The 26,860-nt window shown below is 67.6% G+C and carries 26 protein-coding genes and 1 tRNA gene; 7 read left to right on the forward strand and 20 right to left on the reverse strand.

Annotation, left to right across the window (positions count from 1 at the left end; translation table 11 throughout):
- Nucleotides 1–75: 75 nt before the first annotated feature.
- Together ROA7023_RS09550 and ROA7023_RS09555 are read right to left on the reverse strand one after the other, a co-directional pair.
- The gene (locus ROA7023_RS09550; protein WP_085878793.1) at nucleotides 76–1,440 is read right to left on the reverse strand and encodes a TolC family outer membrane protein; all 1,365 of its coding nucleotides are present in this window, start codon (nucleotides 1,438–1,440) and stop codon (nucleotides 76–78) included.
- Nucleotides 1,441–1,513: 73 nt separating this feature from the next.
- Nucleotides 1,514–2,167, reverse strand: a complete 654-nt coding sequence (locus ROA7023_RS09555) for a protein-L-isoaspartate O-methyltransferase family protein (protein WP_085878794.1) — start codon at nucleotides 2,165–2,167, stop codon at nucleotides 1,514–1,516.
- Nucleotides 2,168–2,292: 125 nt separating this feature from the next.
- Between ROA7023_RS09555 and ROA7023_RS09560 the strand changes: the two genes are divergently transcribed.
- Nucleotides 2,293–2,366 (forward strand) — tRNA-Cys (locus ROA7023_RS09560).
- A gap of 74 nt (nucleotides 2,367–2,440) precedes the next feature.
- On the opposite strand, the gene ROA7023_RS09565 is transcribed toward ROA7023_RS09560, so the two are convergent.
- Together ROA7023_RS09565 and ROA7023_RS09575 are read right to left on the reverse strand one after the other, a co-directional pair.
- Nucleotides 2,441–2,683: a hypothetical protein gene (locus ROA7023_RS09565; RefSeq protein WP_085878795.1), complete on the reverse strand. Its 243-nt coding sequence runs from the start codon at nucleotides 2,681–2,683 to the stop codon at nucleotides 2,441–2,443.
- A 262-nt stretch (nucleotides 2,684–2,945) separates the two neighbouring features.
- Complete coding sequence (locus ROA7023_RS09575; protein ID WP_159458474.1) at nucleotides 2,946–3,464, reverse strand: hypothetical protein; 519 nt, start codon at nucleotides 3,462–3,464, stop codon at nucleotides 2,946–2,948.
- 219 nt (nucleotides 3,465–3,683) lie between these two features.
- On the opposite strand from ROA7023_RS09575, the gene ROA7023_RS09580 reads away from it, so the two are divergent.
- Both ROA7023_RS09580 and ROA7023_RS09585 read left to right on the forward strand, forming a co-directional pair.
- Nucleotides 3,684–4,790, forward strand: a complete 1,107-nt coding sequence (locus ROA7023_RS09580; protein ID WP_200812482.1) for a hypothetical protein — start codon at nucleotides 3,684–3,686, stop codon at nucleotides 4,788–4,790.
- Between the two features lie 47 nt (nucleotides 4,791–4,837).
- Complete coding sequence (locus ROA7023_RS09585; protein ID WP_200812483.1) at nucleotides 4,838–5,803, forward strand: DNA cytosine methyltransferase; 966 nt, start codon at nucleotides 4,838–4,840, stop codon at nucleotides 5,801–5,803.
- A 117-nt stretch (nucleotides 5,804–5,920) separates the two neighbouring features.
- Here ROA7023_RS09585 and ROA7023_RS09590 read toward each other — a convergent pair whose 3' ends face one another.
- Nucleotides 5,921–7,402 carry a cobyric acid synthase gene (locus tag ROA7023_RS09590; RefSeq protein WP_085878799.1) on the reverse strand — a complete coding sequence of 494 codons (1,482 nt, stop codon included), beginning with the start codon at nucleotides 7,400–7,402 and terminating at the stop codon, nucleotides 5,921–5,923.
- Nucleotides 7,403–7,453: 51 nt separating this feature from the next.
- Here ROA7023_RS09590 and ROA7023_RS09595 point away from each other — a divergent pair, with 51 nt between their 5' ends.
- Nucleotides 7,454–8,026, forward strand: a complete 573-nt coding sequence (locus ROA7023_RS09595; protein ID WP_085878800.1) for a cobalamin biosynthesis protein CobQ — start codon at nucleotides 7,454–7,456, stop codon at nucleotides 8,024–8,026.
- Between the two features lie 103 nt (nucleotides 8,027–8,129).
- Here ROA7023_RS09595 and ROA7023_RS09600 read toward each other — a convergent pair whose 3' ends face one another.
- The 3 genes from ROA7023_RS09600 to ROA7023_RS09610 all read right to left on the reverse strand — a co-directional run bounded on the left by ROA7023_RS09600 (nucleotide 8,130) and on the right by ROA7023_RS09610 (nucleotide 11,185).
- Nucleotides 8,130–8,456, reverse strand: coding sequence for a DUF6280 family protein (locus ROA7023_RS09600; protein WP_085878801.1), 327 nt, complete (start codon nucleotides 8,454–8,456; stop codon nucleotides 8,130–8,132).
- Between the two features lie 213 nt (nucleotides 8,457–8,669).
- Complete coding sequence (ygfZ, locus tag ROA7023_RS09605; protein WP_085878802.1) at nucleotides 8,670–9,434, reverse strand: CAF17-like 4Fe-4S cluster assembly/insertion protein YgfZ; 765 nt, start codon at nucleotides 9,432–9,434, stop codon at nucleotides 8,670–8,672.
- Entirely contained in the window at nucleotides 9,431–11,185 is a 1,755-nt protein-coding gene (locus ROA7023_RS09610; RefSeq protein WP_234992117.1) for an ABC transporter ATP-binding protein, read from the reverse strand. Before ROA7023_RS09610 ends, ygfZ begins: the two co-directional genes overlap by 4 nt.
- Nucleotides 11,186–11,375: 190 nt before the next feature.
- Here ROA7023_RS09610 and ROA7023_RS09615 point away from each other — a divergent pair, with 190 nt between their 5' ends.
- Nucleotides 11,376–12,581: a pyridoxal-phosphate-dependent aminotransferase family protein gene (locus tag ROA7023_RS09615; protein WP_085878804.1), complete on the forward strand. Its 1,206-nt coding sequence runs from the start codon at nucleotides 11,376–11,378 to the stop codon at nucleotides 12,579–12,581.
- 4 nt (nucleotides 12,582–12,585) lie between these two features.
- On the opposite strand, the gene ROA7023_RS09620 is transcribed toward ROA7023_RS09615, so the two are convergent.
- The 3 genes from ROA7023_RS09620 to ROA7023_RS09630 form a co-directional block, all read right to left on the reverse strand.
- Complete coding sequence (locus tag ROA7023_RS09620) at nucleotides 12,586–12,801, reverse strand: hypothetical protein (RefSeq protein ID WP_085878805.1); 216 nt, start codon at nucleotides 12,799–12,801, stop codon at nucleotides 12,586–12,588.
- A 159-nt stretch (nucleotides 12,802–12,960) separates the two neighbouring features.
- Complete coding sequence (locus ROA7023_RS09625; RefSeq protein WP_085878806.1) at nucleotides 12,961–14,076, reverse strand: pyridoxal phosphate-dependent aminotransferase; 1,116 nt, start codon at nucleotides 14,074–14,076, stop codon at nucleotides 12,961–12,963.
- Nucleotides 14,077–14,157: 81 nt separating this feature from the next.
- The gene (locus ROA7023_RS09630; protein WP_085878807.1) at nucleotides 14,158–15,012 is read right to left on the reverse strand and encodes a LysR family transcriptional regulator; all 855 of its coding nucleotides are present in this window, start codon (nucleotides 15,010–15,012) and stop codon (nucleotides 14,158–14,160) included.
- Nucleotides 15,013–15,261: 249 nt separating this feature from the next.
- On the opposite strand from ROA7023_RS09630, the gene ROA7023_RS09635 reads away from it, so the two are divergent.
- Together ROA7023_RS09635 and ROA7023_RS09640 are read left to right on the forward strand one after the other, a co-directional pair.
- The gene (locus ROA7023_RS09635) at nucleotides 15,262–15,486 is read left to right on the forward strand and encodes a DUF1127 domain-containing protein (protein WP_085878808.1); all 225 of its coding nucleotides are present in this window, start codon (nucleotides 15,262–15,264) and stop codon (nucleotides 15,484–15,486) included.
- 202 nt (nucleotides 15,487–15,688) lie between these two features.
- Nucleotides 15,689–16,426 (forward strand): Bax inhibitor-1/YccA family protein, encoded by a 738-nt coding sequence (locus tag ROA7023_RS09640; RefSeq protein ID WP_085878809.1) that lies wholly within the window; start codon nucleotides 15,689–15,691, stop codon nucleotides 16,424–16,426.
- Between the two features lie 88 nt (nucleotides 16,427–16,514).
- Here ROA7023_RS09640 and ribD read toward each other — a convergent pair whose 3' ends face one another.
- The 9 genes from ribD to ROA7023_RS09685 form a co-directional block, all read right to left on the reverse strand.
- Nucleotides 16,515–17,579, reverse strand: a complete 1,065-nt coding sequence (gene ribD / locus ROA7023_RS09645) for a bifunctional diaminohydroxyphosphoribosylaminopyrimidine deaminase/5-amino-6-(5-phosphoribosylamino)uracil reductase RibD (RefSeq protein ID WP_085878955.1) — start codon at nucleotides 17,577–17,579, stop codon at nucleotides 16,515–16,517.
- A 23-nt stretch (nucleotides 17,580–17,602) separates the two neighbouring features.
- Nucleotides 17,603–18,070: a transcriptional regulator NrdR gene (gene nrdR, locus ROA7023_RS09650; protein ID WP_085878810.1), complete on the reverse strand. Its 468-nt coding sequence runs from the start codon at nucleotides 18,068–18,070 to the stop codon at nucleotides 17,603–17,605.
- A gap of 132 nt (nucleotides 18,071–18,202) precedes the next feature.
- Nucleotides 18,203–18,616 (reverse strand): secondary thiamine-phosphate synthase enzyme YjbQ, encoded by a 414-nt coding sequence (locus ROA7023_RS09655; protein WP_085878811.1) that lies wholly within the window; start codon nucleotides 18,614–18,616, stop codon nucleotides 18,203–18,205.
- Nucleotides 18,617–18,702: 86 nt separating this feature from the next.
- Nucleotides 18,703–18,978, reverse strand: coding sequence for a hypothetical protein (locus tag ROA7023_RS09660; RefSeq protein ID WP_085878812.1), 276 nt, complete (start codon nucleotides 18,976–18,978; stop codon nucleotides 18,703–18,705).
- A gap of 193 nt (nucleotides 18,979–19,171) precedes the next feature.
- Nucleotides 19,172–21,154, reverse strand: a complete 1,983-nt coding sequence (gene rpoD, locus ROA7023_RS09665; protein ID WP_085878813.1) for an RNA polymerase sigma factor RpoD — start codon at nucleotides 21,152–21,154, stop codon at nucleotides 19,172–19,174.
- Nucleotides 21,155–21,268: 114 nt separating this feature from the next.
- The gene (gene dnaG / locus ROA7023_RS09670; RefSeq protein WP_085878814.1) at nucleotides 21,269–23,203 is read right to left on the reverse strand and encodes a DNA primase; all 1,935 of its coding nucleotides are present in this window, start codon (nucleotides 23,201–23,203) and stop codon (nucleotides 21,269–21,271) included.
- 99 nt (nucleotides 23,204–23,302) lie between these two features.
- Nucleotides 23,303–25,084: an SLC13 family permease gene (locus tag ROA7023_RS09675; protein ID WP_085878815.1), complete on the reverse strand. Its 1,782-nt coding sequence runs from the start codon at nucleotides 25,082–25,084 to the stop codon at nucleotides 23,303–23,305.
- Nucleotides 25,084–26,025, reverse strand: a complete 942-nt coding sequence (locus tag ROA7023_RS09680) for a DMT family transporter (protein WP_085878816.1) — start codon at nucleotides 26,023–26,025, stop codon at nucleotides 25,084–25,086. The genes ROA7023_RS09675 and ROA7023_RS09680 overlap by 1 nt, the downstream gene beginning before the upstream one ends.
- Nucleotides 26,022–26,837 carry a TIGR00282 family metallophosphoesterase gene (locus tag ROA7023_RS09685; RefSeq protein WP_085878957.1) on the reverse strand — a complete coding sequence of 272 codons (816 nt, stop codon included), beginning with the start codon at nucleotides 26,835–26,837 and terminating at the stop codon, nucleotides 26,022–26,024. The genes ROA7023_RS09680 and ROA7023_RS09685 overlap by 4 nt, the downstream gene beginning before the upstream one ends.
- Nucleotides 26,838–26,860 lie beyond the last annotated feature (23 nt).

Genomic DNA, 26,860 nt, shown 5'->3' on the forward strand with positions numbered 1-26,860 from the left:
TCCGAAGCAATTCCCGGCGGCGTTGCGGCGCATTCGCCGCGGTCCGCGCCGCCGGTCCGGCCCGGCACGATCAGGTCAATCGCCGATGGCCCGCAGCACCCGGTCGAGCGCCCGGCCCTGGTCGGACTGGCCCAGCGGCGCGTCCTTGACCAGGTTGTAATAGGCCGACGGGTCGTAGGATTGCACCCCGAGGTTCAGATCCTCGGCCGTCAGCAGGCCCATGGAGGACAGGACGCGGTAGCTGGCCAGGGTCTCGTCGATCTGGGCGGCGATGGAATTGGCCTGCGCGTCGAGCAACTCCTGCTCGGCGTTGAGCACGTCGAGCGTTGTCCGGGCGCCGAGCGTCGCCTCTTCGCGGACGCCCTGGAAGGCGACCCGGGCGGCGCGGATCTGCCGCTCGGACGCCTCGCGGCTGGCGCGGGCGACGGTGAGCAGGGCATAGGCGTTGCCCACCTGCTGCTCGATCTGCTGGCGCACGATGTGCAGGCCGGCGCGCTGGGCGTCGCGGCGCGCCATGGCCTGGCGGCTCGTGCTGGCCAGGCGCCCCCCCTGCGAGATCGGGCCGGAGATGTTCAGGCCGATGCTCTCGGAGCTGTCCCAATCGTCATTGAAGCCGACCGAGCCCTGGAAGGTGACGCGCGGACGCAGAGCGGCCTCGGCGCGGCGGATGTTGAGCTCCGCCGCCGAGACATTGTGCATCGCGGCCCGGATCGAGGGATGGTTGCGGACCGCGAAGGAGCGCGCGGCGTTGGCATCGTAGCCGATGTTCGCCGGCGGCACCGGCGAGAGGTTGCCGGGCGCACGGCCCACGGCGGCACGATATTCCTCGATCGCCTGGGCCAGATCGCCCTCGGCCGAGGCCAGGAAGCTGCGCGAGGAGGCCAGGCGCGCCTCGGCGAGCGAGACGTCGGTGCGGGTCACCTCGCCCACATCGAACCGGTCGCGGGCGGCGCGCAGTTCCTGCGTGATGAGGCGGACGTTGCTTTGCCGAAGCTGGACGAATTCGAACGCCCGGCGGATGTTCAGGTGCGCCTCGAGGGCGCGCAGGAGCACTTCCTGCTCGATCTGCACAAGCTCCTGACGGGTGGCCAGCACCAGTTCCTTCTGCGCCTCGATGGCGATCTGCGAGCCGCCGCCGTCATAGATCAGCAGCTCGGCATTGAGCGCCACGTTGGTGGTCAGGAAATCGCCGCCGACCGGGCGCGGGTCGGTGACGCTGGCATTGGCCGACCATGACAGGATCGGCGCCAGGCTGGAGACGGCCTGGGCCACATCCTCGTCCGCGGCCCGCAGCAGGGCACGGTTCTGTTCCAGAAGGCCCGAGGCCTCGTAGGCATCGGCGAGCGTGTCGGCCAGGCTGTTGGCCCAGGCGGCGGGGGCGGTGATCGCAAGAAGCAGCCCGGTGGCCAGCCCTCCGATCCGATGTATGAACCTGCTCATGTGTCCTCTCGGCTAACTGACTGGTGCACCGCGTCTTGTGATCTTGTGCACGGGAATACGTTGACTGCGAAACTTACAGGGCGAAGCTCGGGGCGCGGCGGAAACCGGCCAGAACAGGGGCGGAGGCGTTGAATTCATAGCGCCAGGTCAGGCGGCCGCCCGACTTGTGGCCGATGCGGGCGACGCCCAGCGTGCCTTCGGAGAAGATCGCGCCGATGCGGCCGCCGTCCTTGATCTGGTCGATCAGCGAGTCGGGCACGGTTTCGACCGCGCCTTCGAGCAGGATCACGTCATAGGGCCCGCTGTCGGCCGCGCCCTCGGCGAGGGGGCCGTGGACCACCGCGGCATTGTCGACGCCTTGCTCGGACAGTGTGCTCTGGGCCTCGGCGGCGCGGGCCTCGTCATCCTCGATGGCGACGACGAACTCGGCCATGTGGGCCAGAACAGCGGTGGAGTAGCCAAGCCCGCAGCCGAGGTCGAGCACCACGTCCGTCGGCTGCACCGCGACCGCATCGAGCAGCTTGGCGAAGGAGCGCGGCTCGAGCATGACCCGGCCGTCGCCGAGGGCGAGGTTCTCGCCGATATAGGCGGCCTCGCGCAGGTCATGGGGCACGTAGGCTTCGCGCGGGACGGACAGCATCGCGTCGATGATCGGGAACTTCGTCACGTCGGAGGGCCGGACCTGGGTGTCGACCATGAATGTCCGGCGGGTCTTGAAATCGGCCACGGGCTAGACTCTTCCGTTCAGTTTCAACGCATCCGTGATGCCACAGGGCCGCGCAGCGGGCAACGGGCATGTGCAAGGATCGCCCCTTGCGATGCGAATGTGCCTCAGCTAAGACAGCGACGGTCGGCGAGTTGGCGGAGTGGTGACGCAGCGGATTGCAAATCCGTCCACACCGGTTCGATTCCGGTACTCGCCTCCATTTCATTTCAAGCACTTGGGTCGACTTTCTGATTGCGCAGGGTGCGCGGTTTTCAGGGGCGTCTACGGTTCTCTTCACTGTCCGCCTCCTTTCGCCTGCGCCGGCTTTACCGGCACACCGCCCTTGTTGCTTGGCGAGACGCGGGCGAAATGCTCGATCACGTTGGCGGCATGGCGGATCGGCCAAGCCATGAGATTGGCGATTTCCGACAGGGTCGGAGCCGTTTTCAGCAGCCGGGTCGACACCGTGACCCGGCAGTCCTGCAAGCAGAGGTCGCGGCTCAGGACGGCCTTGTCGTGCCAGTGGCGCAGGCCCACGGAGGCCCGATGCCCGGCAAATAGACCCTCCGTTGCGTTGGTCCGTATCAAGAGGCGGTCGCGCGGGGGCGCGTCGTGCAACCCGGCAAGTTCCGGAGTGACCTGGATATGTGCCACGCGACCGCGCTTGTTCGTGCGGATTCGCAGGCGGCGCGGAGAATGCGGCGCACCCATTCGAGGGCCTTGGCGTCGATCGCGTCACGATCCGCCGGGGTCCGGACCACCTCGAGGCGGTCCACCTTGTGGAGGGACGGACGGGGCATCAGGTCGTTGCCTTTGCAGCGGCCCTCACTGCACCCGGCGAAACCTTCATGCGCCGGCAAGCATCCTGCCAAACGCGAAGGATCGGCATGCAGAATGCGCCAGACGGGTTCCCCAGAAGCATGATGCCTTGAGTCCACCAGTCCTCTCCTTTGCGCATCGGCACAATGCAGGTCCCATTACCCGAGGTCAGTAGCATTGTATCGGTCCGCCCGCCGTCTTCATCGAATGGTAACCCAAAGCTGCGGGTCGACGGAATTGAGCCGGCCTGCCCGAAGTGCGCACTGGCTTTGAGTGCCTGCGGCGTGTCAACTTCTTGATCGACCAACTCGGCCGCAATCACGAAGTGCATCACATTGAAATAGTTGAAGCTGTGCGCCTTCCCTTGCCTGCCTCCACCGGAAGGACCAGCTTCTTCAGTCCGCTCATACCGCTTCAGCCATGCCTGCAGAGTTGGCGGCTTGATGCGAGCAATTTCGGCAACGTCGGCCGCGGAATACCGGTGAGCAAACATGTCCATCATCGATCATCGCATATTAATACAATTGTATTCATGCAGATGAGCGACAAGAGGCAAAGCGAAAAATGCAATTGCATCAAGTGCGTGCCGACCGTGACACTCACCGCTGTTCCTCAAGCCTGACCCTGGCCGGCGAGTGTTGCGTGGCGGGCTTGGTGGCTGGCCCATATTTGACATATCTCGACCCGTCGTCCTCTGGGCCCGAGCCCGGGTCTGCCCATGGCGCTGCGGGGGGGGGATGAGCGGATGGTCCTGGGCCGCTCTGGCTGGTCGAATCGCGGCAAGATCTGCACTGTCGGAGGCGAGGGGACACAGGATATGGACAGGGACCAGTTCGAGCGACATCTGGCCGCGCTCTGCGAGAGGCTGACCGCGGAGGTCAGGGCCTCGGCCGAGCACCATGGGCCGGCCGCCTTCGAGGGGCGGGTCCGTGCCGTGCTGGGGGCATTGCTCGCCGGGACCGGCCATGAGGCCGCGCCCGATATCGACCAGGGCTTTCCGGACATCGTCGTGGGCGCCTTCGGGGTGGAGGTCAAGGCCACGCAGAGCGACAGCTGGCGCTGCATCGCCAAGTCTGTTTCCGAAGGGCAGCGGGCGCTCGAGGTCGATCATATATATGTCGTCTACGGCAAGTTCGGCGGCCGGCCCGAGGTGCGCTGGGCCGATTACGGCGCCTCGATCATGCATGTCCGCACCAGCCACGTGCCGCGCTTCGAGATCGAGATCGGCACCCGGCGCCCGCTCTTCGACCAGCTGGGGCTGGCTTACGAGTCCTTCCGCGGCCTGCCGATGCAGGACAAGATGCCGCTGATCCGCCAATACGCCCGGGGCCGCCTGAGGCCCGGCGAGCGGTTGTGGTGGCTGGAGGACACCGACCCCGAGGAGCAGACCCACTCGCTGCCGCTGGAGGTCCGGGTCTACATGGACCTGCCTCGGGACGAGAAACGGCGGCTTCGGGCGGAAGCTGCCCTGATGTGCCCGCAGGTTGTGGGCGGGGCCCGGCAGCGGCGCAAATACGTTGATGCGGTGATGTATCTGATGACCTATCGCGGCGTGCTCTGCCCGCAGGCCCGCGACCTCTATTCCGCCGGCAGCGTCGGCGAGCAGGGGCCGACGGACAACTTTGTGCTCAATTCGCTCATCGACATACAGCACGAGCTGCGCCAGGCCGCACTACATCTTGAGGACGCGCTGTTTCTGGAGTATTGGGGAGACTGCCCGGACCCCGAGGGCAGGCTTCTGGAATGGCTCCGCCGGGCAGACGGCTTCGCGCAGGGGTGGACACCGTCCGGCTTCCTGTTCCTGCAGGAGCAAGGAAAGTGTTAACCAGTTCGGGATACGACATGCCCGGCCGGGCCCATGGAGCGACGCGCATGATCAAAGCCTACAGTATCGTCTCGTTGTTCAGCGGCTGCGGCGGGATGGATCTGGGGCTGATGGGCGGCTTCGAGGTGCTGGGCAAACCCTATGCGCGGCGGCCGTTCGAGGTGGTCTGGGCCAACGACCTCAACCCCTATGCCTGCCTGACCTATGCCCACAACCTGGGCCACGCGATCCGGCAGGGCGACATCTGGGACCACATGGCAACCCTGCCCGAGAGCTGCGACGTGGTCGTCGGCGGCTTTCCTTGCCAGGACATCTCGATCAACGGCAAGCGGGCGGGGGTGGCGGGCGCGCGCAGCGGGCTCTACCGCGCCATGGTCGAGGCGGTGCGGCGGCTGAAGCCCAAGGTGTTCGTGGCCGAGAACGTCCGTGGGCTGCTTTACAAATACAACGAGGAGTCCCTGCGCCAGGTGCTGCGGGACTTCTCGGGGCTGGGCTATGACGTGACCTACCAGCTTTACCACGCGGCCGATTACGAGGTGCCGCAGCGGCGCGAGCGGGTGTTCATCGTCGGCGTGCGCGGAGGCGCGGCGCCGTTCGAGGCGCCGGCGCCGCTCTTGGACAAGACCAGCTGGATCACCTCGAAGGCGGCGATCGCGGATCTTGAGACGCGGGCGCAGGACGCGGAATTCAGCCATATCTGGTCGCTGGCCCGCAAGAGCAGCGACCAGGGCGGGCGGCGGCTCGATCCGGGCAAGACCTCGCACACGATCCGGGCGGAATGTCACGGCAACAACCAGTTCCACTATGCCCTGCCGCGGCGGATCTCCATGCGCGAGGCGGCGCGGTTCCAGACCTTTCCCGACAGTTACCTGTTCAAGGCGCGGCTGCGCGAGACCGAGCGGATGATCGGCAATGCGGTGCCGCCGGTGCTGGCCTGGCATCTGGGGACGAGCCTGCAAAGGACGCTCGCGGCGCTGGGCGGCGAGGCGCTGCCCACGATGGCGGCGGAGTAGCGCGGGCCGTCAAGGCCCGCGCCGCGCGGGGGAGCCAGCCAAACGGCCGCGCTGCCGCGCGCCTCTCATTCAGCGCGTGGCGAGGTGCCACGACCCGGGCGGAGGTCGCGGCGGGTCCTAGGGGGCGGGCAGGCGGGAGGCGAGGTCCAGCAGGGCCTCCACGTCCAGATGCGCCTCCAGGTGCCGGGCGAGGGCGTCGAGCGTGGTCTCGACCCCCGCGTCAAAGCCCTGCGCCGCGGCGGGGGCGCCGAGCCCGGCGAGATAGGCCGCGCGGAACCCGTCGGCGGCGAAGAGCCCGTGCAGGTAGCAGCCGAGGATGCGGCCGTCGGCGGAGCTTGCGCCCTCGGGCGTCCCGGCCCGGCCGGCCCGTCCGGCGAGGTCGAGCCAGGGCCGGGCGCAATCGGCGCCGGTGGTGCGCCCGATATGGATCTCGTAGCCGGTCACGGGCAGGCCCGAGGCGCGGTGGGTGGCGGTCGTCAGGGTCACTTCCTTGACCGGGCCCATGGTGGTTTCGATGTCGAGAAGGCCTAGCCCCGCAACCGCACCCGGCGGGCCTTCGATGCCGTCCGGGTCGGCGATCCGGCGCCCCAGCATCTGGTAGCCGCCGCAAAGACCCAGCACATGACCGCCCCGGCGGACATGGGCGGCAAGGTCCACGTCCCAGCCCTGGGCGCGGAAATCGGCGAGATCGGCGATGGTGGACTTGGTGCCGGGGATCAGCACGAGGGCGGCGTCGCCGGGCAGGGGGCGGCCGGGCTCTATGATGTCGACGGAGACGCCGGGCTCGGCCGAGAGCGGGTCGAGATCGTCGAAATTGGCGATCCGGCCGAGGCGCGGGACCGCGATGCGCACTGGACCGCCGTCCGGTTTCGGACGGATGTCCATCACGTCCTCGGCGGGCAGACGCCAGGCGTCGGCGAACCAGGGCAGAATGCCCAGCCCGGCCCAGCCGGTATGGTCGCGGATCGCCGTCATGCCCTCGGCAAAGAGGGTCGGGTCGCCGCGGAACTTGTTGATCGCGAAGGCCTTGATCCGGGCGCGATCCTCGGGCGGCAGCACCACGTGGGTGCCGACAAGCTGGGCGATGACGCCGCCCCGGTCGATGTCGCCGACCAGCACCACGGGGCAGCCGGCGGCCTCGGCAAAGCCCATGTTGGCGATGTCGCCGGCGCGCAGGTTGACCTCGGCCGGGCTGCCCGCCCCTTCGACCAGCACCAGGTCATGGGCCGCGGCCAGACGCCTGTAGCTTTCCAGAACCGAGGGCAGAAGGGTCGATTTCATCCGGCCGTAGTCGCGCGCCCGCAGGGTCGCGGTGCGCCGGCCCTGGACGATGACCTGGGCGCCGGTGTCGGTCTCGGGCTTGAGCAGGACGGGGTTCATGTCGACCGTCGGCGCGAGCCCGGCGGCGCGGGCCTGCAACGCCTGGGCGCGGCCGATCTCTCCGCCATCGGCGGTGACGGCGGCATTGTTGGACATGTTCTGCGGCTTGAACGGCGCGACCGACAGGCCGCGGCGGTGCACCGCGCGGCACAGGCCCGCCACCAAGAGCGATTTGCCCACGTTGGAGCCCGCGCCCTGGATCATGATCGCCTTGGTCATCGCCTGCCTCCGGGTTAGGTCTCTAGGCAAATCGGACGGCAGGGAAAAGCCATGAACACACCGGCGCATCTGATATTCGGGGCCGCGGCCTTTGGCCGGGCGCACCAGCCCGCCGTGACGACGGCGGCGGTGGCCGGGGCGTTGTTGCCGGACCTGTCGCTTTACCTGCTGACGGGCTGGGCGCTGACGGTTTCGCAGCTGTCGCCGCAGGTGGTTTTCGGACAGCTCTATTACTCGGACACCTGGCAGGCGATCTTCCGGGTCGACAATTCGGCAGTGCTGTGGGGGGCGGGGCTGACGCTCGCGTTGATGACCCGGTCACGCGTGGGGGTGGCCTTCGCCGGGGCCGGGCTCTTGCATGTGGGTTGCGATTTTCTGCTGCACCACGATGATGCCCGCGCCCATTTCTGGCCGCTGAGCGATTGGGTGTTTGAAAGCCTGGTCAGCTATTGGGACCCCGACCATCATGGCGAGCTTGTGGGCACGCTGGAGATCGCGGCGAGCCTCGCGCTTTGCGTCCTGCTGTGGTTGCGGTTCCGGCATCCAGCGCTGCGGGGCGGAATCGCGCTGCTGGGCCTCGCCGAACTCGCGCCGCTCGTGCTCTGGGCGGTCGTGTTCGGTTAGGCGAGGGCGCTCCGCCAACCGGCGGATGGCGCCAAGACCCTGCCGGTCCAACGAAAAACGCGGCCCCCCGGGGGGGAGCCGCGTCAAAGGTGGGTTTTGACGATCAGGCGGCGGCGCGGGCCAAGGCCTCGGCCGCATTGCGGCGCTCACTCTCTTCACGAGACAGAGCGACAGAGGTGCGCACACCTTTGCCCACGAAGTCCATCAGACCCTTCACGACACGTTCGTTCGGGTCGATGCCGGCGCAGGACAGAACTTCGCGCCCGTCGCGGGAGCGTGCCCAGCGGGCGATCTGGTCCGGGCCATTGCCATACTTCTTGTCGTCGGCGATTGCATCGTCGAGCGCAGCCAGAACCACCGCCGCAAAAAGCTTGCGTGCGCGCTTGCCTTGCTCATTGTTGAAGGCGGTGCCATCAACGAAATCGGTCATCTCGCGTCCTTCGTTGTTTTTTGATCTTGTCGTTTTCAGCGTTGGGGGAATATGCAGGTTTCGATCCGATTCGGGTCGCCGATCTCGGAATGGCTGCTATGCGTGCGGCGCATAGGTTGGCACCTCTTTGCGCCGTATTTGGTTGAAATTCCCTTCGTCATGCGCCGGATATAGTTTGGACCGGAACAAGATCAAGTTTCCGCCACGGAATCGTCACAATCCGGATGCAGCCGCCTCTTGCGCCGACACCTCCATCGTGACACCGGCCTCGTCCGCGGCGAGCGGCCCCGTCGCCCGGTCGAAACGCAGGTACGCCAGCGCCCGGTCGGCCCGCGCGGTCAGCAGGGTGCCGGCGGGTTTTCCGGCGGCCGTGATCTCGGCGCCCGTGGGCGCGGGCCGGTCGAGGCTGACCCGGGCGAGACCCTTGCGCAGCTCCGTCTTGTGTTTCATCCGTGCGGTGACCTCCTGGCCCACATAGCAGCCCTTGCGTAAGTCGACCCCGTGCAGCCGCTCGAACCCCATCTCGAGGATGTAGCTCTCGGGGGTGAGCTCGGACCCCGCCTCGGGGATCAGGTGCTCGATGCGCAGGGCGTCCCAATCGGTGCCGTCGTCCAGCCCGCCATCGCCATAGTGCCGCCAGCCGAGCGCCGGGTGGCGGGGGTCGGGCCAGGCGCCGTCGGGGGCCGGCCCGGTGCCGCGCGACACCGACAGGCCGCTGTCGTCGATGCCCACGTCGGCGCGCAGCTTGTACATGCCCAGGCGCTGGGCCAGCGTGGGGGCCAGGGCGGCGCTGACGTCGAGCAGGAGACGGTCGGGCTCGGTCAGTATCAGGAAATCGGCGATATACTTGCCCTGGGGCGTCAGCAGCGCGGCATAGCGCAGCCCGTCGCCCACGGCGGGCAGGCGATTGGTCACCAGCCCGTCGAGGAATTTCTCGCGGTCCGCGCCGGTGATGGCGATGATGGTGCGGTCGGTCATGAAGCCTCGGCGTCTGCGTCGTCGGATTTGAATTGCATGGCATAGAGATCGGCATAGATCCCGCCCCGTTCAAGGAGGGCATCGTGGGTGCCGATGTCCATCACCCGTCCCTGATCCATCACCACGATCTGATCGGCATCGCGCACGGTCGAGAGCCGGTGCGCGATCACCAGCGTGGTGCGGCCCTGGCTGAGCCGTTCCAGCGCCCCCTGCACGATCTGCTCGGAGCGGGTGTCGAGCGCCGAGGTCGCCTCGTCCAGCAACAGCACCGGCGTGTCGCGCAGCAGGGCGCGGGCGATGGCCACGCGCTGGCGCTGGCCGCCCGACAGGTTCGAGCCGCGCGGCCCGGCGGGGCTGTCGAGCCCGTCGGCGAGGTTGGGCAGGAAGTCGGCCACGTGGGCGGCGCGCAGCACCTCGTCCAGATGCGCGTCGGACACGCCCTCGCGGCCCAGCAGGATGTTCTCGCGCAGGGTCTCGTCAAACAGCGCCGCGTCCTGCGAGACGACCGAGAACAGCCCGCGCAGCTCGCCGAGCGCCAGGTCCCGCGCGTCGGTGCCGCCGATCAGGACGCGGCCAGAGGTCGGATCCTGCAACCGGGTCAGGACGTGAAAAATGGTGCTTTTGCCCGCGCCCGAAGCGCCCACCAGGGCGGTGGTCTTGCCGGCGGGGGCGGTGAACGAGACGTCGCGCAGGACGGACATGTCGCCATAGGCGAAGCTGACGCCGTCAAGCGCCAGGTCGGGTGCGCCGCTGGGCGCGGGTTTCGGCGTTGCGGGGCCGAGGATAGTGGGGCTCTCGTTGAACAGGCCGAGGATCCGCTCGATGCTGGCGGCGGCGTTCTGCCACTTGCCCGAGAGCGAGCCCAGCCGGCGCAGCGGGTCGAAAGCAAGGCCGATGGCGGTGAAGAAGGCCATGAACTGGCCCACGGTCTTGTCGCCCTCGATGATCTGGCTGCCGCCATAAAGCATCACGCACAGGAACCCGATCCCCGACATCAGGTCGAGAAGCCCCGGGATGGCTGATTGCCAGACCGCAGTCGTCACCTCGGCCTCGATCCGCTGGTCCACAAGCGCCCGGTCGCGGCGGGACTGGTAGCGTTCGAGCGCATTCAGCTTGATCGGGTTGATGCCGTGAAAGACCTCGTCGAGCCGGGTGGACATCCGGCTTGCGATCTCGCGGGCGCGGCGCGAGGCGCGGCGGACGTAGAGCTGCACCAGGTAGGACGGGATCACCAGCAGCGGCGCCGCGACCATGGTCACCAGCGTCCAGCGCCAGTCGATCGACAGCGCCACGCCGAACAGCCAGACCAGCGCCACCATGTCGCGCCCGACCCCGGTGATGATCGTGGCCCAGACCGAGTTGATCGCCTGCACGTCGCCCTGGCACCGCTCGATCAGCTCGCCCGGGGCCTTGGTCTGGTGAAAGCTGCTGTCAAGGGTCATCAGATGCGCGAGCAGGTCCGAGCGGATCGCCCCCGCGGTGCGCTGGGCGATGCGGGTCAACAGGATCCGGTGCGCCATGGCGGCGATGCCGCGCACCAGGAAGATCGCGAAGATCGCGAATCCGACCTGCCAGAGCGCGGTGTAATCCCCGCCCACCAGCACCGTGTCGAACATAGGCTGCACCAGCAGGCTGAAGAGACCGAGCGACGAGCCCTCGATCGACATGATGGCCAGCGCCGCGAGCAATCCCCACAGGTGCTTGCGCAGGTATCCGCGCCAGAGCCAGGTGAAGAGCGGGCGGCTGGCCATTTCTTTGGGGGCGCTGGCGGCTTTCATGGCGGGCAGATAAGGCGGGCAGGGCGGGCATTGCAAGCGGGCCCGTGCCGGCGCGGGCCGGATGTGCGCCCGCTGCGACCGGTCGCGCGTTGACCTTTCGGGCCATGGGTCTAATGTCCTGCCGTCGGCCGGTCGCGCCGCCCACAACCTCCGGACCCCGCCCATGACACTCTCGAACGGCCGCCATTACCTTGCCATCCCCGGACCGTCGGTCATGCCCGACGAAGTTCTCGCCGCGATGCACCAGCCTGCCCCCAATATCTACGAGGGCGACATCGTCACCCTGATGGAGGGCGTGACCCGGGATCTGAAGACGATCGCGGGCACGACCGGCCAGGTCGCGCTTTACGGCGCCAACGGCCATGGCGTCTGGGAGGCGTCGCTGGCCAATGTGGCGGCCCCCGGTGACATGGTTCTGGTGCTGTCCAACGGGCGCTTCGGCATGGGCTGGGCGGAAATGGCCCAAGGCCTGGGGATCGAGACCCGGATCCTCGATTGCGGCATGTCCGCGGCGAGCGATCCGGCCCGGCTGGAAGAGGCGCTGCGCGCCGACGGCGACAAGCGGATCAAGGCCGTGCTCGTCTGCCACGTCGACACCTCGAGCGGGGTTCTCAACGATGTGGCGGGGCTGCGCACGGCGATGGATGCGGCGGGCCACCCGGCACTGCTGATGGTCGATTGCATCGCTTCTTTCGCCTGTGACCGCTACGAGATGGATGCCTGGGGCGCGGATGTGACGCTCGCCGGCTCGCAGAAGGGCCTGATGACGCCGCCCGGCATGGCGATGGTCTGGTTCAACGACCGCGCCGCCGAGGTCGCCCGCGGGGTGAAGACCAGCCGCTACTGGGACTGGACCGACCGCGGCAACCCGGAGTTTCCCTATCAGTATTTCGGCGGCACGACCCTGACCCATCACATGTTCGGCCTGCGCAAGGCGCTCGACATGATCAAGGCCGAGGGGAGGGAGGCGATCTGGGCCCGGCACGATACGCTCGCCAATTCCTATTGGGCGGCGATCGACGCCTTCGGCGCCGGCGGGTCGATGCGCCTGAACGTGCCCGACCGGGCGCATCGCAGCCGGGCCATCACCTCGGTCGCGCTGCCGAACGGCCAGGGCGAGCGGCTGCGGCTGTGGTGCTCGGAGAACCTGGGCGTGACGCTGGGGATCGGCCTCGGCCGGACCCCGCCGCACGATTATTTCCGGATCGGTCACATGGGCCATATCAACGCGCATATGGCGCTGGGCGTGGTGGGTGTGCTGGAGGCGGGGATGCTGTCGCTGGGCATCGCCCACGGCAAGGGCGCCACGAGTGCCGCGGCGGAGGTCATCGCCTCGGCCACCCGTCCGCTCAGCCAGGCGGCGGAATAAGGCGTCAGCGCCGGGGCGGGGCCGCCGGGGCCGGGCAGTGCCTGGCCTCGCGGCGCCGGTCGAGCCAGCGTATGCCGGCGTGCACCGCAACGGCCGCGATGGCGACCCAGAGGATCCCGCCGAGCGCGGCCAGCGTGAAGAAGGCCATGAACAGGATGCCTGCGCTGGTGACCAGGAAGGCGTTTGTGTAGTTCGGGGCCGGCGTCGGGCGGTGAGACATGGCAAGAGGCTCGCTGCATGATCTGCCTTTGAGAAAGATGATAGTCCGACCGGCCCCCTCTATCGAGTGGGCGGTCCGATTTTTCTTCGTCTGGCCCTCCCGCAGTGTGGGGTGCGGGCCCGGTCAAGATCGTCTCGTGCGGCGCAGCGGGCCAGCCGCCTAGCGTCTGGCGGCGGCGGCCGCGAGCGCGGGCCCCAGCGTCTCCTCGACGATATCCAGGTCGGCCGGGGTGCCGCAGCTGACCCGGATGCAGCGGTCCAGCGGGCTGACCCCGGGCATCCGAACGAAGACGCCGCGCTCGCCCAGCTCCTCCAGCACCGCCCGCGCCAGGGCGCCATCCCCGCCGCAGTCGATGGCGACGAAGTTCGCGGCCGACGGGATGGATGACAGGCCGAGATCGCTGGCGATGCGGCCCAGCCGAGCCCGGCCCTCGGCGACCTGGGCGGTCACCGAGGCGAGCCAGTCCTGATCCTGCAGCGCCGCCTGTGCGCCGACCTGCGAGACCCGGGTCATGCCGAAATGGTTGCGCACACGCTCGAAGGCCGCGATCAGCGGGGCGGGCCCGATCGCATAGCCGACACGGGCCCCGGCCAGCCCGTAGGCCTTGGAGAAGGTGCGCATCCGGATGACGCGGGTATCGTCCGGCGTCATCGGCGGAATGGCCTCGGACGGGGCGAAGTCGGCATAGGCCTCGTCGAGGATCAGCAGGCTGCCCCGAGGCAGCGCGTCGCGCATCCGGGCGATGGTGGCGGTGTCGTGCCAGGTGCCCATCGGGTTGTCGGGGTTGGAGAAATAGACCAGCCGGGCATCGACCTCCCGCGCCTTGGCCACGAGGCGTTCGGGGTCTTCATGATCGGCGGTAAAGGGGATCGCGTGAAGCGCGCCGCCAAACCCCGCGACGTGGTAGTTGAACGTGGGATAGGCCCCGCGGGAGGTCACGACCGGGGTGCCTGGCCCGACGACGAGGCGGACGAGCGTGCCCAGAAGCCCGTCGATCCCCTCTCCCACGATGATGCTGTCGGGGGGCACGCCGTGATGGACGGCCAGGGCCATGCGCAGGTCGTGCGATGTGCTGTCGCCATATTTCCAGCTCTCGGCGGCGGCCTCGGCCATGGCGGCGACGGCGCGAGGGGAGGGGCCGAAGACGCTCTCGTTTGCGCCGAGCCGGGCACGGAACGGGGCGCCCCGCCGCCGTTCGAGCTCTTCGGGCCCGACGAAGGGCACGGTGGGCGGCAGGCTGGCGGCGAGCGGGGTGAGGCGTGGATCGTCTGTCATGCGCCGGACACTGCCCGCCCCGCCACCTAAGCGCAATCGCCCGGATCGGGTGCCAGAATATTCGCGAATATTCTGGGGCGCTCAGGAGCTGGCGAAGGCGCTTCGGATCATGTCGGCAAGGCCCGCCGCGGCGGGGCCGTGGCCCTGGTCGGCGACATAGAGGTTGATCTGCACCTCCTTGAGCTCGGGCAGCGAGCGGCCGTGATCGATTCGCTCGAGATAGGCCGCTTCCGTCCCCTCCAGCCGCGCACTGACCGCCAGATCGGCGCTGACCGTGGCGTCGATCGAGCGGCTGGCATTGCTGTCCACCGCCATCTCCCAGGGGATGCCGGCCTCGTCCAGCCGACGCTGCACCCCGGGGCGAAAGATGCAGTTGCGCTCGAACGCAAGGCGCAGGGGCCGTGCCCGCCAGGCCTGGCCGTCCGGCGCCCCGACCCAGGCCAGCCGCTTGAGCGCAAGGGTCTCGCCGCCCCCTTCGCGCGAATCCTCGGTGGTCAGGATCACATCTGCCTCGCCGCGCCGGAACTGCTCTTTCAGCCCCTTGGTGAAGGAGCTCAGCAGATGCACCTTCATCTTGGGAAACTCGATCGCGAACCGCCGCAGCACACCCGGGATCGTCGGGTAGACCACATCATGGGGCACACCCAGCGTGATCTCGCCCTCGAAATCCTTCGAAGTCAGACGCCGGTAGATATCGTCGTTGATCTCCAGCAGGCGGCGGGCGTGGGACAGCAATTGCTCGCCCGCGCCGGTGAGGCCAACGCCGCGGCCCGCCCGCTCCAGCAGCCGGGTGTCGAGGCTTTCCTCCAGCCGTTTCAACTGCATCGAGACCGCTGACTGGGTGACGTTCAGCAGGCCCGCCGCGCGGGTCACGCCGCCCGCTTCGGCCACCGCCACGAACGAGCGCAGGGCGGTCAGGTCAAGGTTTCTTGGCATATCAACATCCGTGATGTTTTACTTCTCAATCATTCGTTTTTAATATGTTCCCGCAATGCATATAAATCAAGCAAGTCGATCAGCGGGCGCCGCATCCACTGACCGTCCGAGCCCCCGGCCAGCAAGGCCGCCCGTGCCGTGCGGGAAGGGGGGGCGGGTCGGGAGACAAGGCGCCCGGGGCCAGATGGCACCACCGATCGACACCTGTCACGCGAGCTCCGAGGAGCCCGAACCAGAAGGAAACCTGAGATGACCTACATGAACACCTCCGCCGCGACCACCCGCCCCGTCCGCTCCGGCCTCCGCAACACCGGCCTTGTCGCCCGGCTATTGGATCTCGTCGGGCTCTACACCCAGCGCCGTGCGCTGGCCCGTCTCGACGACGCCGCCCTGCGCGACATCGGCCTGAGCCGGCGCGACGCGATGACCGAAGCCAACCGACCGCTCTGGGACCTGCCGCGCACCGGCCGCTGACCCCAGACGGACCGCCGCCCCCCCCCCCCCTCCGGAGCGGCGCAAAACGGCAAATCCGCCCGATCGCGTACACAATCCTGCGCACAAGCGTCAGATTTTTCGATTGCGGACCGGATTTCCTTGAAAGACTGGCCTCGACCCCCAATATTCGGGGTCGAGGCCATTTTTCGACGTGGCCACAGTGACATCTTGGAGGGAATGGATGGCTGAATATCAGACGATCCGGAGTGCGGGCAGAACCCGCTCCGCCGACATCGACGCCGGTTTGCGCGATCATATGAACAAGGTCTACGGAACGATGTCCGTGGGCATGCTCATTACATTTGCGGTGGCCTGGGCCGTCGGCACCTCGCCGGCCCTGCTGTCTGTTTTCCGCGACCCGAACACCCTGCAGCCGAACATTCTCGGCTGGGTCATCATGTTCGCTCCCCTGATCATGGTCTTCGCGTTCGGCGCCATGATCAACCGGCTCTCCGCGGCCGGCGCTCAGGTGTTCTTCTACGCCTTCGCGGCGCTCATGGGCCTGTCGCTGTCCTGGATCTTCGTGGCGTTCACCGATTTCTCGATCGCTCAGGTCTTCCTGGTGACGTCGATCTCCTTCGCGGGTCTGTCCCTCTGGGGCTATACCACGAAGAAGGACATCTCGGCCTGGGGGTCGTTCCTGATCATGGGCGTGATCGGCCTGATCGTGGCGTCGATCATCAACATGTTCCTGCAGAGCGGCGGGGTCGCCTTCGCGATTTCGGTGCTGGGCGTTCTGATCTTTGCCGGCCTCACGGCCTATGACACGCAGAACATCAAGAACACCTACATCGCGCATGCCGCGCAGTCGGATCAGGAGTGGTTGGGCAAGGCCGCCATCATGGGTGCGCTGAACCTCTACCTCGACTTCATCAACATGTTCATGTTCCTGCTGCAATTGCTCGGCAATCGCGAGTAAACGGCAGGCCAGTCGACGATCTTGGGGGCCGCCTTCGGGCGGCCCCTTTTTCGTGCCCGGTCCCGAGCGCCCTTGCTGCCCGGCGGGATCAGCGGCGGCGCCAGTGGTGACGGATGTCGGGCCCAATCGGGCGGACCCCGGCCAGGCGGAAGCGCGGAGCATCGGCCAGCGCGTCGAGGCCAAGCGCCCCGATCATCGGCAGCCCTTCGGCGCCCAGGGCCGTGCCGGCGGTGAAACAGATCAGGTCTTCGACCAGGTCGGCCCCGAGCAGCGATGCGCCAAGGCTGCCGCCGCCTTCGCAGAATATCCGCGTCAGCCCCGCCGCGCCAAGCGCCTGCAGCGCCGCCGCGGGGGCGATCTGCCGGCCCTCTGTCGGGCAGCGAAAGAGCCGCGCCCCGGCCTCGGCCCAGCGGGCGACAGCGGCCGCCGGCGCCTCCGTGCCGTGGCAGATCCACAGCGGCGCTGCCTCGACGCTCTGCGACAGGCGGCTGGGCAGGGGCAGGTCGAGACGCCGGGAAAAGACGATGCGCACCGGCTGGCGATCCTGGCCAAGGTCGCGGATGGTCAGCGTCGGATCGTCGGCACGGGCGGTGCCGGCCCCGACCAGGACCGCATCGTGACGCGCCCTCATGGCGTGAACATCGCGCCGGGCCAGGGGCCCCGTGATCCACTGGCTCTCCCCGGTCGCGGTGGCAATCCGGCCGTCGACGCTGGCCGCGAGCTTCAGCGTCACGGTGGGGCGCCCGGCGGTGACGCGGGTGAGGAAGCCGGCGAGATCCTCACGGGCTTCGTCGCCGCCCAGGCCGGTCTCGACCGCGACGCCGGCGGCCTTCAGCCGGGCGATCCCTTGGCCTGCGGTGCGCGGATCGGGGTCCGTCGTGGCGATCACCACGCGGGCGATCCCGGCGCGGGCCAGTTCCTCGGCACAGGAGGGGGTCTCGCCGACATGGGCGCAGGGCTCGAGCGTGACATAGGCGGTTGCCTCGCGGGCGTCGCAGGCTGCGAGCGCAGTCACCTCGGCGTGGGGGCGCCCGCCATCGGCGGTTCTGGCCCGTGCAAGGATGCGCCCGTCGCGCACGATGACGCAGCCGACCGAGGGGTTGGGCCAGGTGCGCCCCAGGCCCCGCCGACCAAGCGACAGGGCGAGCGACATGAAGCGCCGGTCGGCGACCTCTGTCACGGATCGGGTGAGGCGTTGGGCCGCAGTTCGCTCACGAATTTGTCGAAGTCGTCGGCGGCCTGGAAGTTCTTGTAAACGCTTGCGAAACGGACATAGGCGACCGTGTCTATCCGGGCCAGGCTTTCCATGACGATCTCGCCGATGACCTTTGAGGGGATGTCGGTTTCGCCCATGCTTTCAAGCCGCCGGACGATGCCGGAGATCATCTGATCGACGCGTTCGGGCTCCACCGGGCGTTTCTGCATCGAGATCCGGACCGAACGTTCAAGCTTGTCCCGGTCGAAATCCTCGCGCCGGCCGTTCGACTTTATCACCACCAGGTCGCGCAGCTGGACCCTTTCGTATGTGGTGAACCGTCCGCCGCAGGCCGGGCAGAAGCGACGGCGGCGGATGGCGACATGATCCTCGGCTGGACGCGAATCCTTCACCTGAGTGTCCACGTTCCCGCAAAACGGACAGCGCATGGTGGTTCCCTCTTCTCTGCCTCTAGGGGGATTGGTCCCCTTCTGGGGCAGAACTATAGGGGGGCGCCGAGCATTTGGGTAGAGGACAAATCGGGACGCAATATCGTGGGGCCGGGGCGTGGCCGATCGGACTCAGCCGAGATAGGCGGCCACCTCTCGGCGATGGGGTCGCCGGCGATGTTCGAAAAGGTATATGCCCTGCCATGTTCCAAGGCGCATGCGGCCATTCATGATGGGAATCTGCAAACTGACGGGCAGGTGGGCTGCCTTGATATGGGCCGGCATGTCGTCCGGACCCTCGGCGACATGGGTCAGATAGCTCATCTCGGGCGCCGTGGCGTCGGGCACGAGCCGCTCCAGCCAGGCGGCCAGATCGCGCTGCACATCCGGGTCGGCATTCTCCTGGATCAGCAGAGAGCAGGACGTGTGCCGCACGAAGAGCGTCAGGAGCCCCTCGGACGGCCCTTGGGCAACCCAGGCCGCGACCTGGTCGGTGAACTCGTAGAGGCCAGGGCCACGGGTCTGGACTTCAAAGGTATCGTGCATGGCAAACAGGGGCGCGGCTGCCCGCGCGATGGGACGTGAGGTGGTGGAGGGCGGGGGCCGGCGGAGTCCAGCCCCCGCCCGTGCCGTCAGGCGGCGGTTTCCGCGCCCTCTGCGCCCTTGTCGGCCTTCACCGGCGGCGTGTAGGAAAACGAAATGCCGGATTTCTCAAGGCGTTTGATCAGTTGCATGGCCTTGCGGGTCTCTGCCTTGCCCTCGGTCTTCCAGATCTGGTTGCGATCCTTCTGGGTCGAGTCCGGGTTCGCGGCGATGACCCGCTGGCGCCAGATGGCCCGTGCGAGAATGCGGCCAGCCCGGCGCCGCGCGATTTGCTCTTCTGTGAGCGGGGTCTTGGATATTTCCATGGGACAATGTCCTCTAGCGGATTTACGCGAAAGACTTCGCGTCGGACGGCACCATGCCGCCCACATGAGGTCCATACCACAAGTTATTGGCAAGAGGTAAAAAAAGTGACGGCCCGACCAGTTTGGCCGGGCCTGATGTCAGGTCTGATACAGGCTTGGGCGGCCTGTCGACCAGAATTCCAGTCGACCAGGATTATTGATCGAGGAACGACCGCAGCTTGCGCGAGCGCGAGGGGTGCTTGAGCTTGCGCAGGGCCTTGGCCTCGATCTGCCGGATCCGCTCTCGCGTGACCGAAAATTGCTGGCCGACCTCCTCGAGCGTGTGGTCCGTGTTCATCCCGATGCCGAAGCGCATCCGCAGGACACGCTCCTCGCGCGGGGTGAGGGAGGCCAGAACCCGGGTCGTCGTTTCCTTGAGGTTCTCCTGAATGGCCGAGTCGAGCGGCAGGACGGCGTTCTTGTCCTCGATGAAATCGCCAAGCTGGCTGTCTTCCTCGTCGCCGATGGGCGTCTCGAGAGAGATCGGTTCTTTGGCGATCTTCATCACCTTGCGGACCTTCTCGAGCGGCATCTGGAGCTTTTCGGCCAGCTCCTCGGGTGTCGGTTCGCGGCCGATCTCGTGCAGCATCTGGCGGCCGGTCCGCACCAGCTTGTTGATCGTCTCTATCATGTGGACCGGGATACGGATCGTCCGGGCCTGGTCGGCAATCGAGCGCGTTATCGCCTGGCGGATCCACCAGGTCGCGTAGGTCGAGAACTTGTAGCCGCGGCGATACTCGAACTTGTCGACAGCCTTCATCAGGCCGATGTTGCCTTCCTGAATGAGATCAAGGAATTGCAGGCCGCGGTTCGTGTATTTCTTGGCAATGGAAATCACCAGGCGCAGGTTCGCCTCGACCATCTCCTTCTTGGCCTGACGGGCCTCTTTCTCGCCCTTCTGGACCTGCTGGACGATGCGGCGGAATTCGGAGATGTCCACGCCGACATATTGACCGACCTGGGCCATCTCGGCGCGCAGATCCTCGACCTTGCCGGTGGAGCGCTCGATGAAGGATTGCCAGGCACGGCCGGACTTCTCGCCCATACGCTCCAGCCATGCGGGGTCGAGCTCGTATCCGCGATAGGCGTCGATGAACTCACGCCGGTTGATGCGGGCTTGGTCGGCCAGCTTCACCATCGCGGAATCGATCGACATGATCCGCCGGTTGATGCCGTAGAGCTGGTCGATCAGCGCCTCGATCCGGTTGCCGTGCAGGTGCATGGAGTTCACCAGCTCGACGATCTCGCTGCGCAGCTTCTGGTATGTCGCCTCGTCGACCTCTGTGAAGGTCCCGTCCTCGTTCAGGGTCGCGGACATGCGCGCGTCCTGCATCGCGGAAAGGTCGGCGAAGTCGCCCGCGATCCGGTCCAGCGTCTCCAGCACCCGCGGCTTCAACGCGGCCTCCATCGCGGCGAGCGACATGCTGGCCACGTCATCCTCGTCGTCGTCATCGTCGCGGGCGATCGGGTTGCCGTCGGCGTCAAGCTCGGGGCTTTCCTCGCGCTTCGGGCTCTCGGTCGTGGCGGCGGTATCGACGACCGGCTCGCTTTCCTCGCCGTCTTCGCCCATCTGGGTGCCGAACGTGGCCTCCAGATCAATGACGTCGCGCAACAGGATGTCTTCGTTGAGAAGTTCGTCCCGCCAGATGGTAATCGCCTGGAAGGTGAGCGGGCTTTCGCAGAGCCCCAGGATCATCGTGTTGCGGCCGGCCTCGATTCGCTTGGCGATGGCGATCTCGCCCTCGCGGCTGAGCAGTTCGACGGACCCCATCTCGCGCAGATACATGCGGACGGGGTCATCCGTGCGGTCGAGCTTTTCGGACTCGGCGCCGGAGACGGTGACCTCGCCGCCGCCCTTGGCGACCAGCTCGGTCGACTTGCCGTCGTCCTCGACCTCTTCGCTTTCCTCTTCCTCGGTGACCTGGATGCCCATTTCCGACAGCATCGACATCACGTCCTCGATCTGGTCCGAGGAGACCTGATCGGGAGGCAGGACGGAATTCAGCTGGTCGTAGGTGATGTAGCCGCGCTCGCGCGCCTCGGCGATCATCTTCTTGACCGCCGTCTGGCTCATATCGAGAGACAGATCGCCATCCTGATCTTCGTCTTTGCGGTCGTCGGTGTCTTTCGCAGCCATGTGCGCTCCTCGATGTGGCGGCAGCCAGGTCGTCGGACATTGCCCGAATCAAACTGCGAATCAGGTGATTCGCAACTACCCTGGCTGAAAAACCCTTACATGTTGCCTCTTTGGTCAGCTAGCGCTGCCCGGTCCCTTTTCAAAACGCATCGCTGCGAGAAGGTCGTCGAATCGGGCGCGTTCGTCCCGGTTGACCGGCGCCCCGTTGGGGCCGGTGTCGAATTCGGTCCGGTCCTCGCCACCCTGCGCCCGTCCGGCCCGGTCCATCGCGGCGCTCGATTGCGCCAGCCTGGCGGTGACGTATTCCCCGGCGGCATCTTCGGCGATCTCCTCTTCGGCCTCGAACACCTCCCGCAACTGACCGCGGCGCGCGGTGAGCTTGGCAATCTCCTCGCTCACGCAGATCCGGGCCGCTTCGGGGTCGCCCGGGCGCCGAACTCCGGGCGTCAAGGCGACGTGGGAATGTGTCAGCAGCTTTTCAAGGGGCGCCGCGCCGACCCGGTCGGCGATGCGTGCGCGAAGGTCCTCTCCGGGGTCCTCCAGAAGCAGGGCCGAAACGATCGCCGCGTGATCCGGCCCGGTGAAGTCGAGCGATTCCAGCGCCCCTTCGAAATCGGGGATCACCTCGGGGTTGCACAGCAGCGTGGCCAGGATCACGGCTTCGCGCAGCTGCTCCTCGCCCAAGGAGCCGGTGGCGAGCGCCGAGCTCCGCGTGCCCGCACGGGCCACGGCGGGCGGGGCGCTGCGGAAAGAGCCGCGTCTGGCGGGGCGGAACAGCTCCCAGCGCAGGCGCTTGAATTCCTGGCCATAGTGACTGCGGATCGAGGGGTCGCGGATCGTCCGGACCCGGTCGTCGAGAGCCTTTTCCAGGGCGGCCTTGCGTTCGGGGCTGTCGAAGTCACGGCCCTCGGTCACTTGCTGCCACAGTAGCGAGACGAGTGGCAGCGCGTCGTCAAGCAGGGCGGTCATCGCCGCGGGGCCCTTGGACCGCAACAGGTCGTCGGGGTCCTGCTTTTCGGGCAGCAGGACAAAGCGCAGGGACTTGCCGGCCTCGAGCAGGGGCAGGGCAAGCCCCGCGACCCGCTGCGCGGCCCGCTGGCCGGCGGTGTCGCCGTCGAGCGCCATCACCGGCTCGTCGGCAATGCGCCACAGATGGGCCAGCTGGTATTCGGTGACCGCCGTGCCCAGGGGGGCGACGGCGGCCGGAAAGCCGTGTTCGGAGAGGGCGATCACGTCCATGTAGCCCTCGGCCACGATGAGCGGCCGACCCTGGCCGGCGGCCTCGCGGGCGGGGGCGTGGTTGAAGAGCGTGCGGGACTTGTCAAAAAGCTCGGTTTCGGGAGAGTTCAGATACTTGGCGTTGTCGTCCGGGTCCATGGCCCGGCCGCCGAAGGCGATGGCGCGGCCGCGCGGGTCGCGGATCGGGAACATGATCCGGTTGCGGAAGACATCATAGGGTGCGCGGCCCTTGTCCGAGGTCCGCGCAAGGCCCGCGCCGAGGATCAGGTCGTCCGGCACGCCCTTGCCACGCAGGTGGTCGCCCAGCGCCTGCCAGCCGGCCGGGGCAAAGCCGATCTCCCAGCGGGCGCAGGCGTCTTCGCCGAGGCCGCGGCGTTCGAGATAGGCTCGCGCGTCGGCCGCGGCGCCGGTCCGGAGTTGGAGGCGAAAAAAGCGGACGGCCTGCTCCATCACCTCGATCAGCTGGCTGCGCCGATCTGCCTTCTGCTGCGCCTGGGGGTCGCGGTCCGGAACGGTCAGCCCGGCCTCGCCGGCCAGGATCCGGACGGCCTCGATGAATTCCACGTTCTCGGTCTCGCGAACGAAGGAGATCGCGTCGCCCTTGGCGTGACAGCCGAAGCAGTAGTAGAATGCCTTGCGGTCATCGACGTGAAAAGAAGCGGTCTTTTCCTGGTGGAACGGGCAGGGCGCCCAGAAGTCGCCCTTGGCCTGGTTCGACTTGCGATTGTCCCACATGACCTTGCGCCCGACGACCTGGGACAGACTCAGGCGGGTGCGCAATTCATCCAGAAAACCGGGGGGCAAGCTCATGGTCCGAGTATCGCGTCAGACGCGGCGAGAGTCCATTCCGGCCGGGCCCCGGATATTCGCGAATATCCGGTCCGATTATTCGCGAATAATCGGGCGCCCTCAGAGCGGCCAAAGGAACGGGATTGCGAGGGAGACGACGACGGCCAGGCTGATGTTCAGCGGCAGGCCGACCCGCATGAAGTCCGAGAACTTGTAGCCCCCGGGCCCGTAGACCAGCGTGTTGGTCTGGTACCCGATCGGCGTGGCGAAGGCCGCGGAGGAGGCGAACATGACCGCCACCACCAGGGCCCGGGGGTCCACGCCAAGGGCATTGGCCAGGCCGATGGCGATCGGGGTCATCACCACTGCGACCGCGTTGTTGGAGACGACCTCGGTCAACGTCGTGGCCAGCAGGTAGACCGCGAAGACCAGCACGAAGGGCGGAAGGTCCCCAAGGAATGGCGAGAGCCCGTCCGCGATCAGCACGACGGCGCCGGAATGGTCGAGCGCGGCACCCACGGCCAGCATCCCGAAGATCAGCGCCAGCAGCCGGCCCTCGACGAACTCGAAGGCCTCGTCGGCGTCGATGCAGCCTGTCACCAGCACCACGGCCACCGCGATCACCGCCAGCATCAGGATCGGCGCCACGCCCAGGGCGGCCAGCCCGACGATGCCGAACAGGGCGGAAACCGCGATCGGCGCATGGGACCGGCGGAACGCCCGCGCCGACGGCTGCGAGACGTCGACCATGTCCATTTCCAGCGCCAGCCGCTGGATATCCTCGGGGCTGCCCTCCAGCAGCAGGGTGTCGCCCACCCGGACCACCAGGTCGTCGATCGCCCGCCCGATGTTCTGGTTGCGCCGGTGCACGGCCAGCACGTAGACGCCGAACCGCCGGCGCAGGCGCATCGCCCCCAGCGTCCGGCCGATCATCTTGCAGCCCGGCGTGATCAGCACCTCGACGGTCTGGGTCTCGACCGCGCTGACCTGGTCGACCCGGCGCAGGGACTTGTTGCGCTGCAGGCTCAGAAGTTCGGTCATCGCGGTGCGCAGCACGACCCGGTCGCCGACCTGCAGCTCGACCCCCTTCAGGTTGCGCCGCAGGGACAGATCGCCCCGGACCACGTCGATCAGCCGCACCCCTTCGCGGCGAAAGAGCTGGACCCCGGTGACCTCGCGCCCGATCATGTCGCTGTCGGGGGGGATCACCGCCTCGGTGAAGAACCGCATCTTGGAGCGGTCCGACAGAAGCGTCGCCATGCTGTCGCGCTCGGGCAGCAGCCGCGGTGCTATGAAGGTCAGATAGATCATCCCCCAGGTCACCACGATCAGCCCAAGCGGCGTGATCTCGAAGATGGTGAAGGGCTCCAGCCCCTGGCTGCGGCCCACACCGTCCACAAGCAGGTTCGTCGAGGTCCCGATCAGCGTCAACGTGCCGCCCATGATCGCCGCATAGCTCAGCGGAATCAGCAGCTTAGAGGCGGGCTTGCCCAGGGTGCGGGACAATTGCACGATCACCGGGATCATCACCACCACCACCGGCGTGTTGTTCATGATGGCCGAGGCCAGCGCCACGAACAGCAGCACCGCCGCAATGGCCCGCCGCGGATGGCTCTTGGCATAGCGGTCGGCATAGCTGGTCAGCGCGTCCAGGCTGCCGGTGCGCACCAGCGCCCCCATGACGATGAACATCGCGGCGATGGTCCAGGGCGCGGGGTTGGCCAGCACGGCCAGGGCGTTGTCGTAGGGCAGCACGCCCGCGATCAGCATCAGCGCGGTGCCGGAAATGGCGACCACCTCGGTCGGATAGGCCTCGCGCAGGAAGGCCACGAACATCAGCACCACGATGGTCAGCGTCAGGATCGCTTCGCCGGTGCCGGAGAGGTTCAGCAGCTCGCTCATCATGTCTCGTTCCCAGGCCGCCGGGCAGTCTGGACCGGGGCCGGTGCCGGCGCAAGCGGCGCCTTGCCGCGGGGCTGCACAAGCGCCACCCCGGTCAGCATCAATGCGAAGGCGGCCCAGATCCACAGCGCATAACGCTCGCCCAGGAGCGCCATGGACCACAGCACGCCGAAGCCCATCACCAGGTAAGAGACCTGGGCCGCGAACACCGACCCGGCCCGCCCCACGAGCCAGACATAGGTCGAATAGACCACCGCGTGGATCGTCGAGAGGGCGATGAGGGCGAGGTCGGCCTGCGCCGGCGGCCAATGCGGCGCGATGAACTGGCCGCTCCCCAGTGCCAGCGGCAGGGCCAGCACCGCGCCGATCACCGAGGCGCCGAACAGGGTCTGGATCGGCCCCATCCCGTGGGTCCCCCATTTGGCGACGATATTGCCCTCGAGCGCATAGCACATGGGCGCGATCAGCGCGATCAGGATCCAGATCCCCATGGCGGGGTCGGGCAGGCTGGTCTCGGGCAGGGCGATCAGCGCAACACCCGCGAGGCCCAGCACCAGGCCCAGAAGCCGCAGGACCGAGAACCTGTCGTTGCCGAGCGCCAGCGCCACGGGAAAGGCGAACATCGCCACGGTCGACACGGCGATGGACATGATCCCGGCGGGCAGGTGATAGGCCGCGTTGTAGCCGACGGAATTGGGCAGGATCGTGCCCAGCACCGCGATGAAGGTGCAAAAGATCACCGTCGTCGGCGTGATCGGCAGCGGCCGGCGCCGGATCAGCTGAAGCGCACCCAGCACCACCGCGCCGATCGCGAGCTGCCAGAACACCAGGCCGAAATGGCCATAGCCGTCGCGCACCGCGATCTTGGTCAGCGGCATCGACAGCCCCCAGCCCATGCCCAGCAGCACCAGCACAACCACCAGCCGTCCGTTTTCGCTCATGAAGGCCCCGAGGCCGCCAGATGCCCGCCCTGACGGACCGGCACGGCGCGGGTGGCCTCGCCCGTCCGGTCGTCGGTCTCGACATAGAGACCGGCGAGGGTGGCCGCGCCCTTGGCGGGCTCGAACCGGCCCTTGGGCATGCCCGTGATGAAGCGGCGCAGAGGCTCGTCCTTTTCCATGCCGATGACGGAATGGTAATCGCCGCACATGCCCGCATCGGTCAGATAGGCCGTGCCGCCCGGCAGCACCATCGCGTCGCCGGTGGGCACGTGGGTGTGGGTGCCGACGACGACGCTCGCCCGGCCGGCGCAAAAGTGCCCCATGGCCATCTTCTCGGAGGTGGCCTCGCAATGGATATCCACCAGCGCCGCCTGCACCATTCCGCCCCGCGGATGCGCCTTCAGCGTCGTGTCGATGGCCGAGAACGGGTCATCGAAGGCGCGTTTCATGAACACCTGGCCCAGCACCTGCGCCACCAGCACCTTGCGGCCCTGGGAGGCCTCAAACACCCGTGCGCCCTTGCCCGGGGCGGCCCTGGAGAAATTCAGCGGCCGCACGATGCGCGGCTCGGCCTCGCAGAACTGCAGCATGTCCTTCTGGTCGAAGGCATGATCGCCCAGGGTGATCGCGTCGGCCCCGGCGGCCAGGATGGCGCGGGCGTGGTCGGCCGAGAGGCCCACACCGTTGGTCGCATTCTCGCCGTTGACCACGACGAAATCGAGCCGCCAGTCGGCGCGCAAACGGGGCAGATGTTCGGTTATGGCGGCGCGGCCGGCCCGGCCCATGACGTCGCCCAGAAAGAGGATGCGCATGGATTTGCCCATAGCAGGCGCAA

It is taken from the genome of Roseisalinus antarcticus, from assembly GCF_900172355.1.
In the GTDB taxonomy this organism is placed as follows: Bacteria; Pseudomonadota; Alphaproteobacteria; order Rhodobacterales; family Rhodobacteraceae; genus Oceanicola; species Oceanicola antarcticus_A.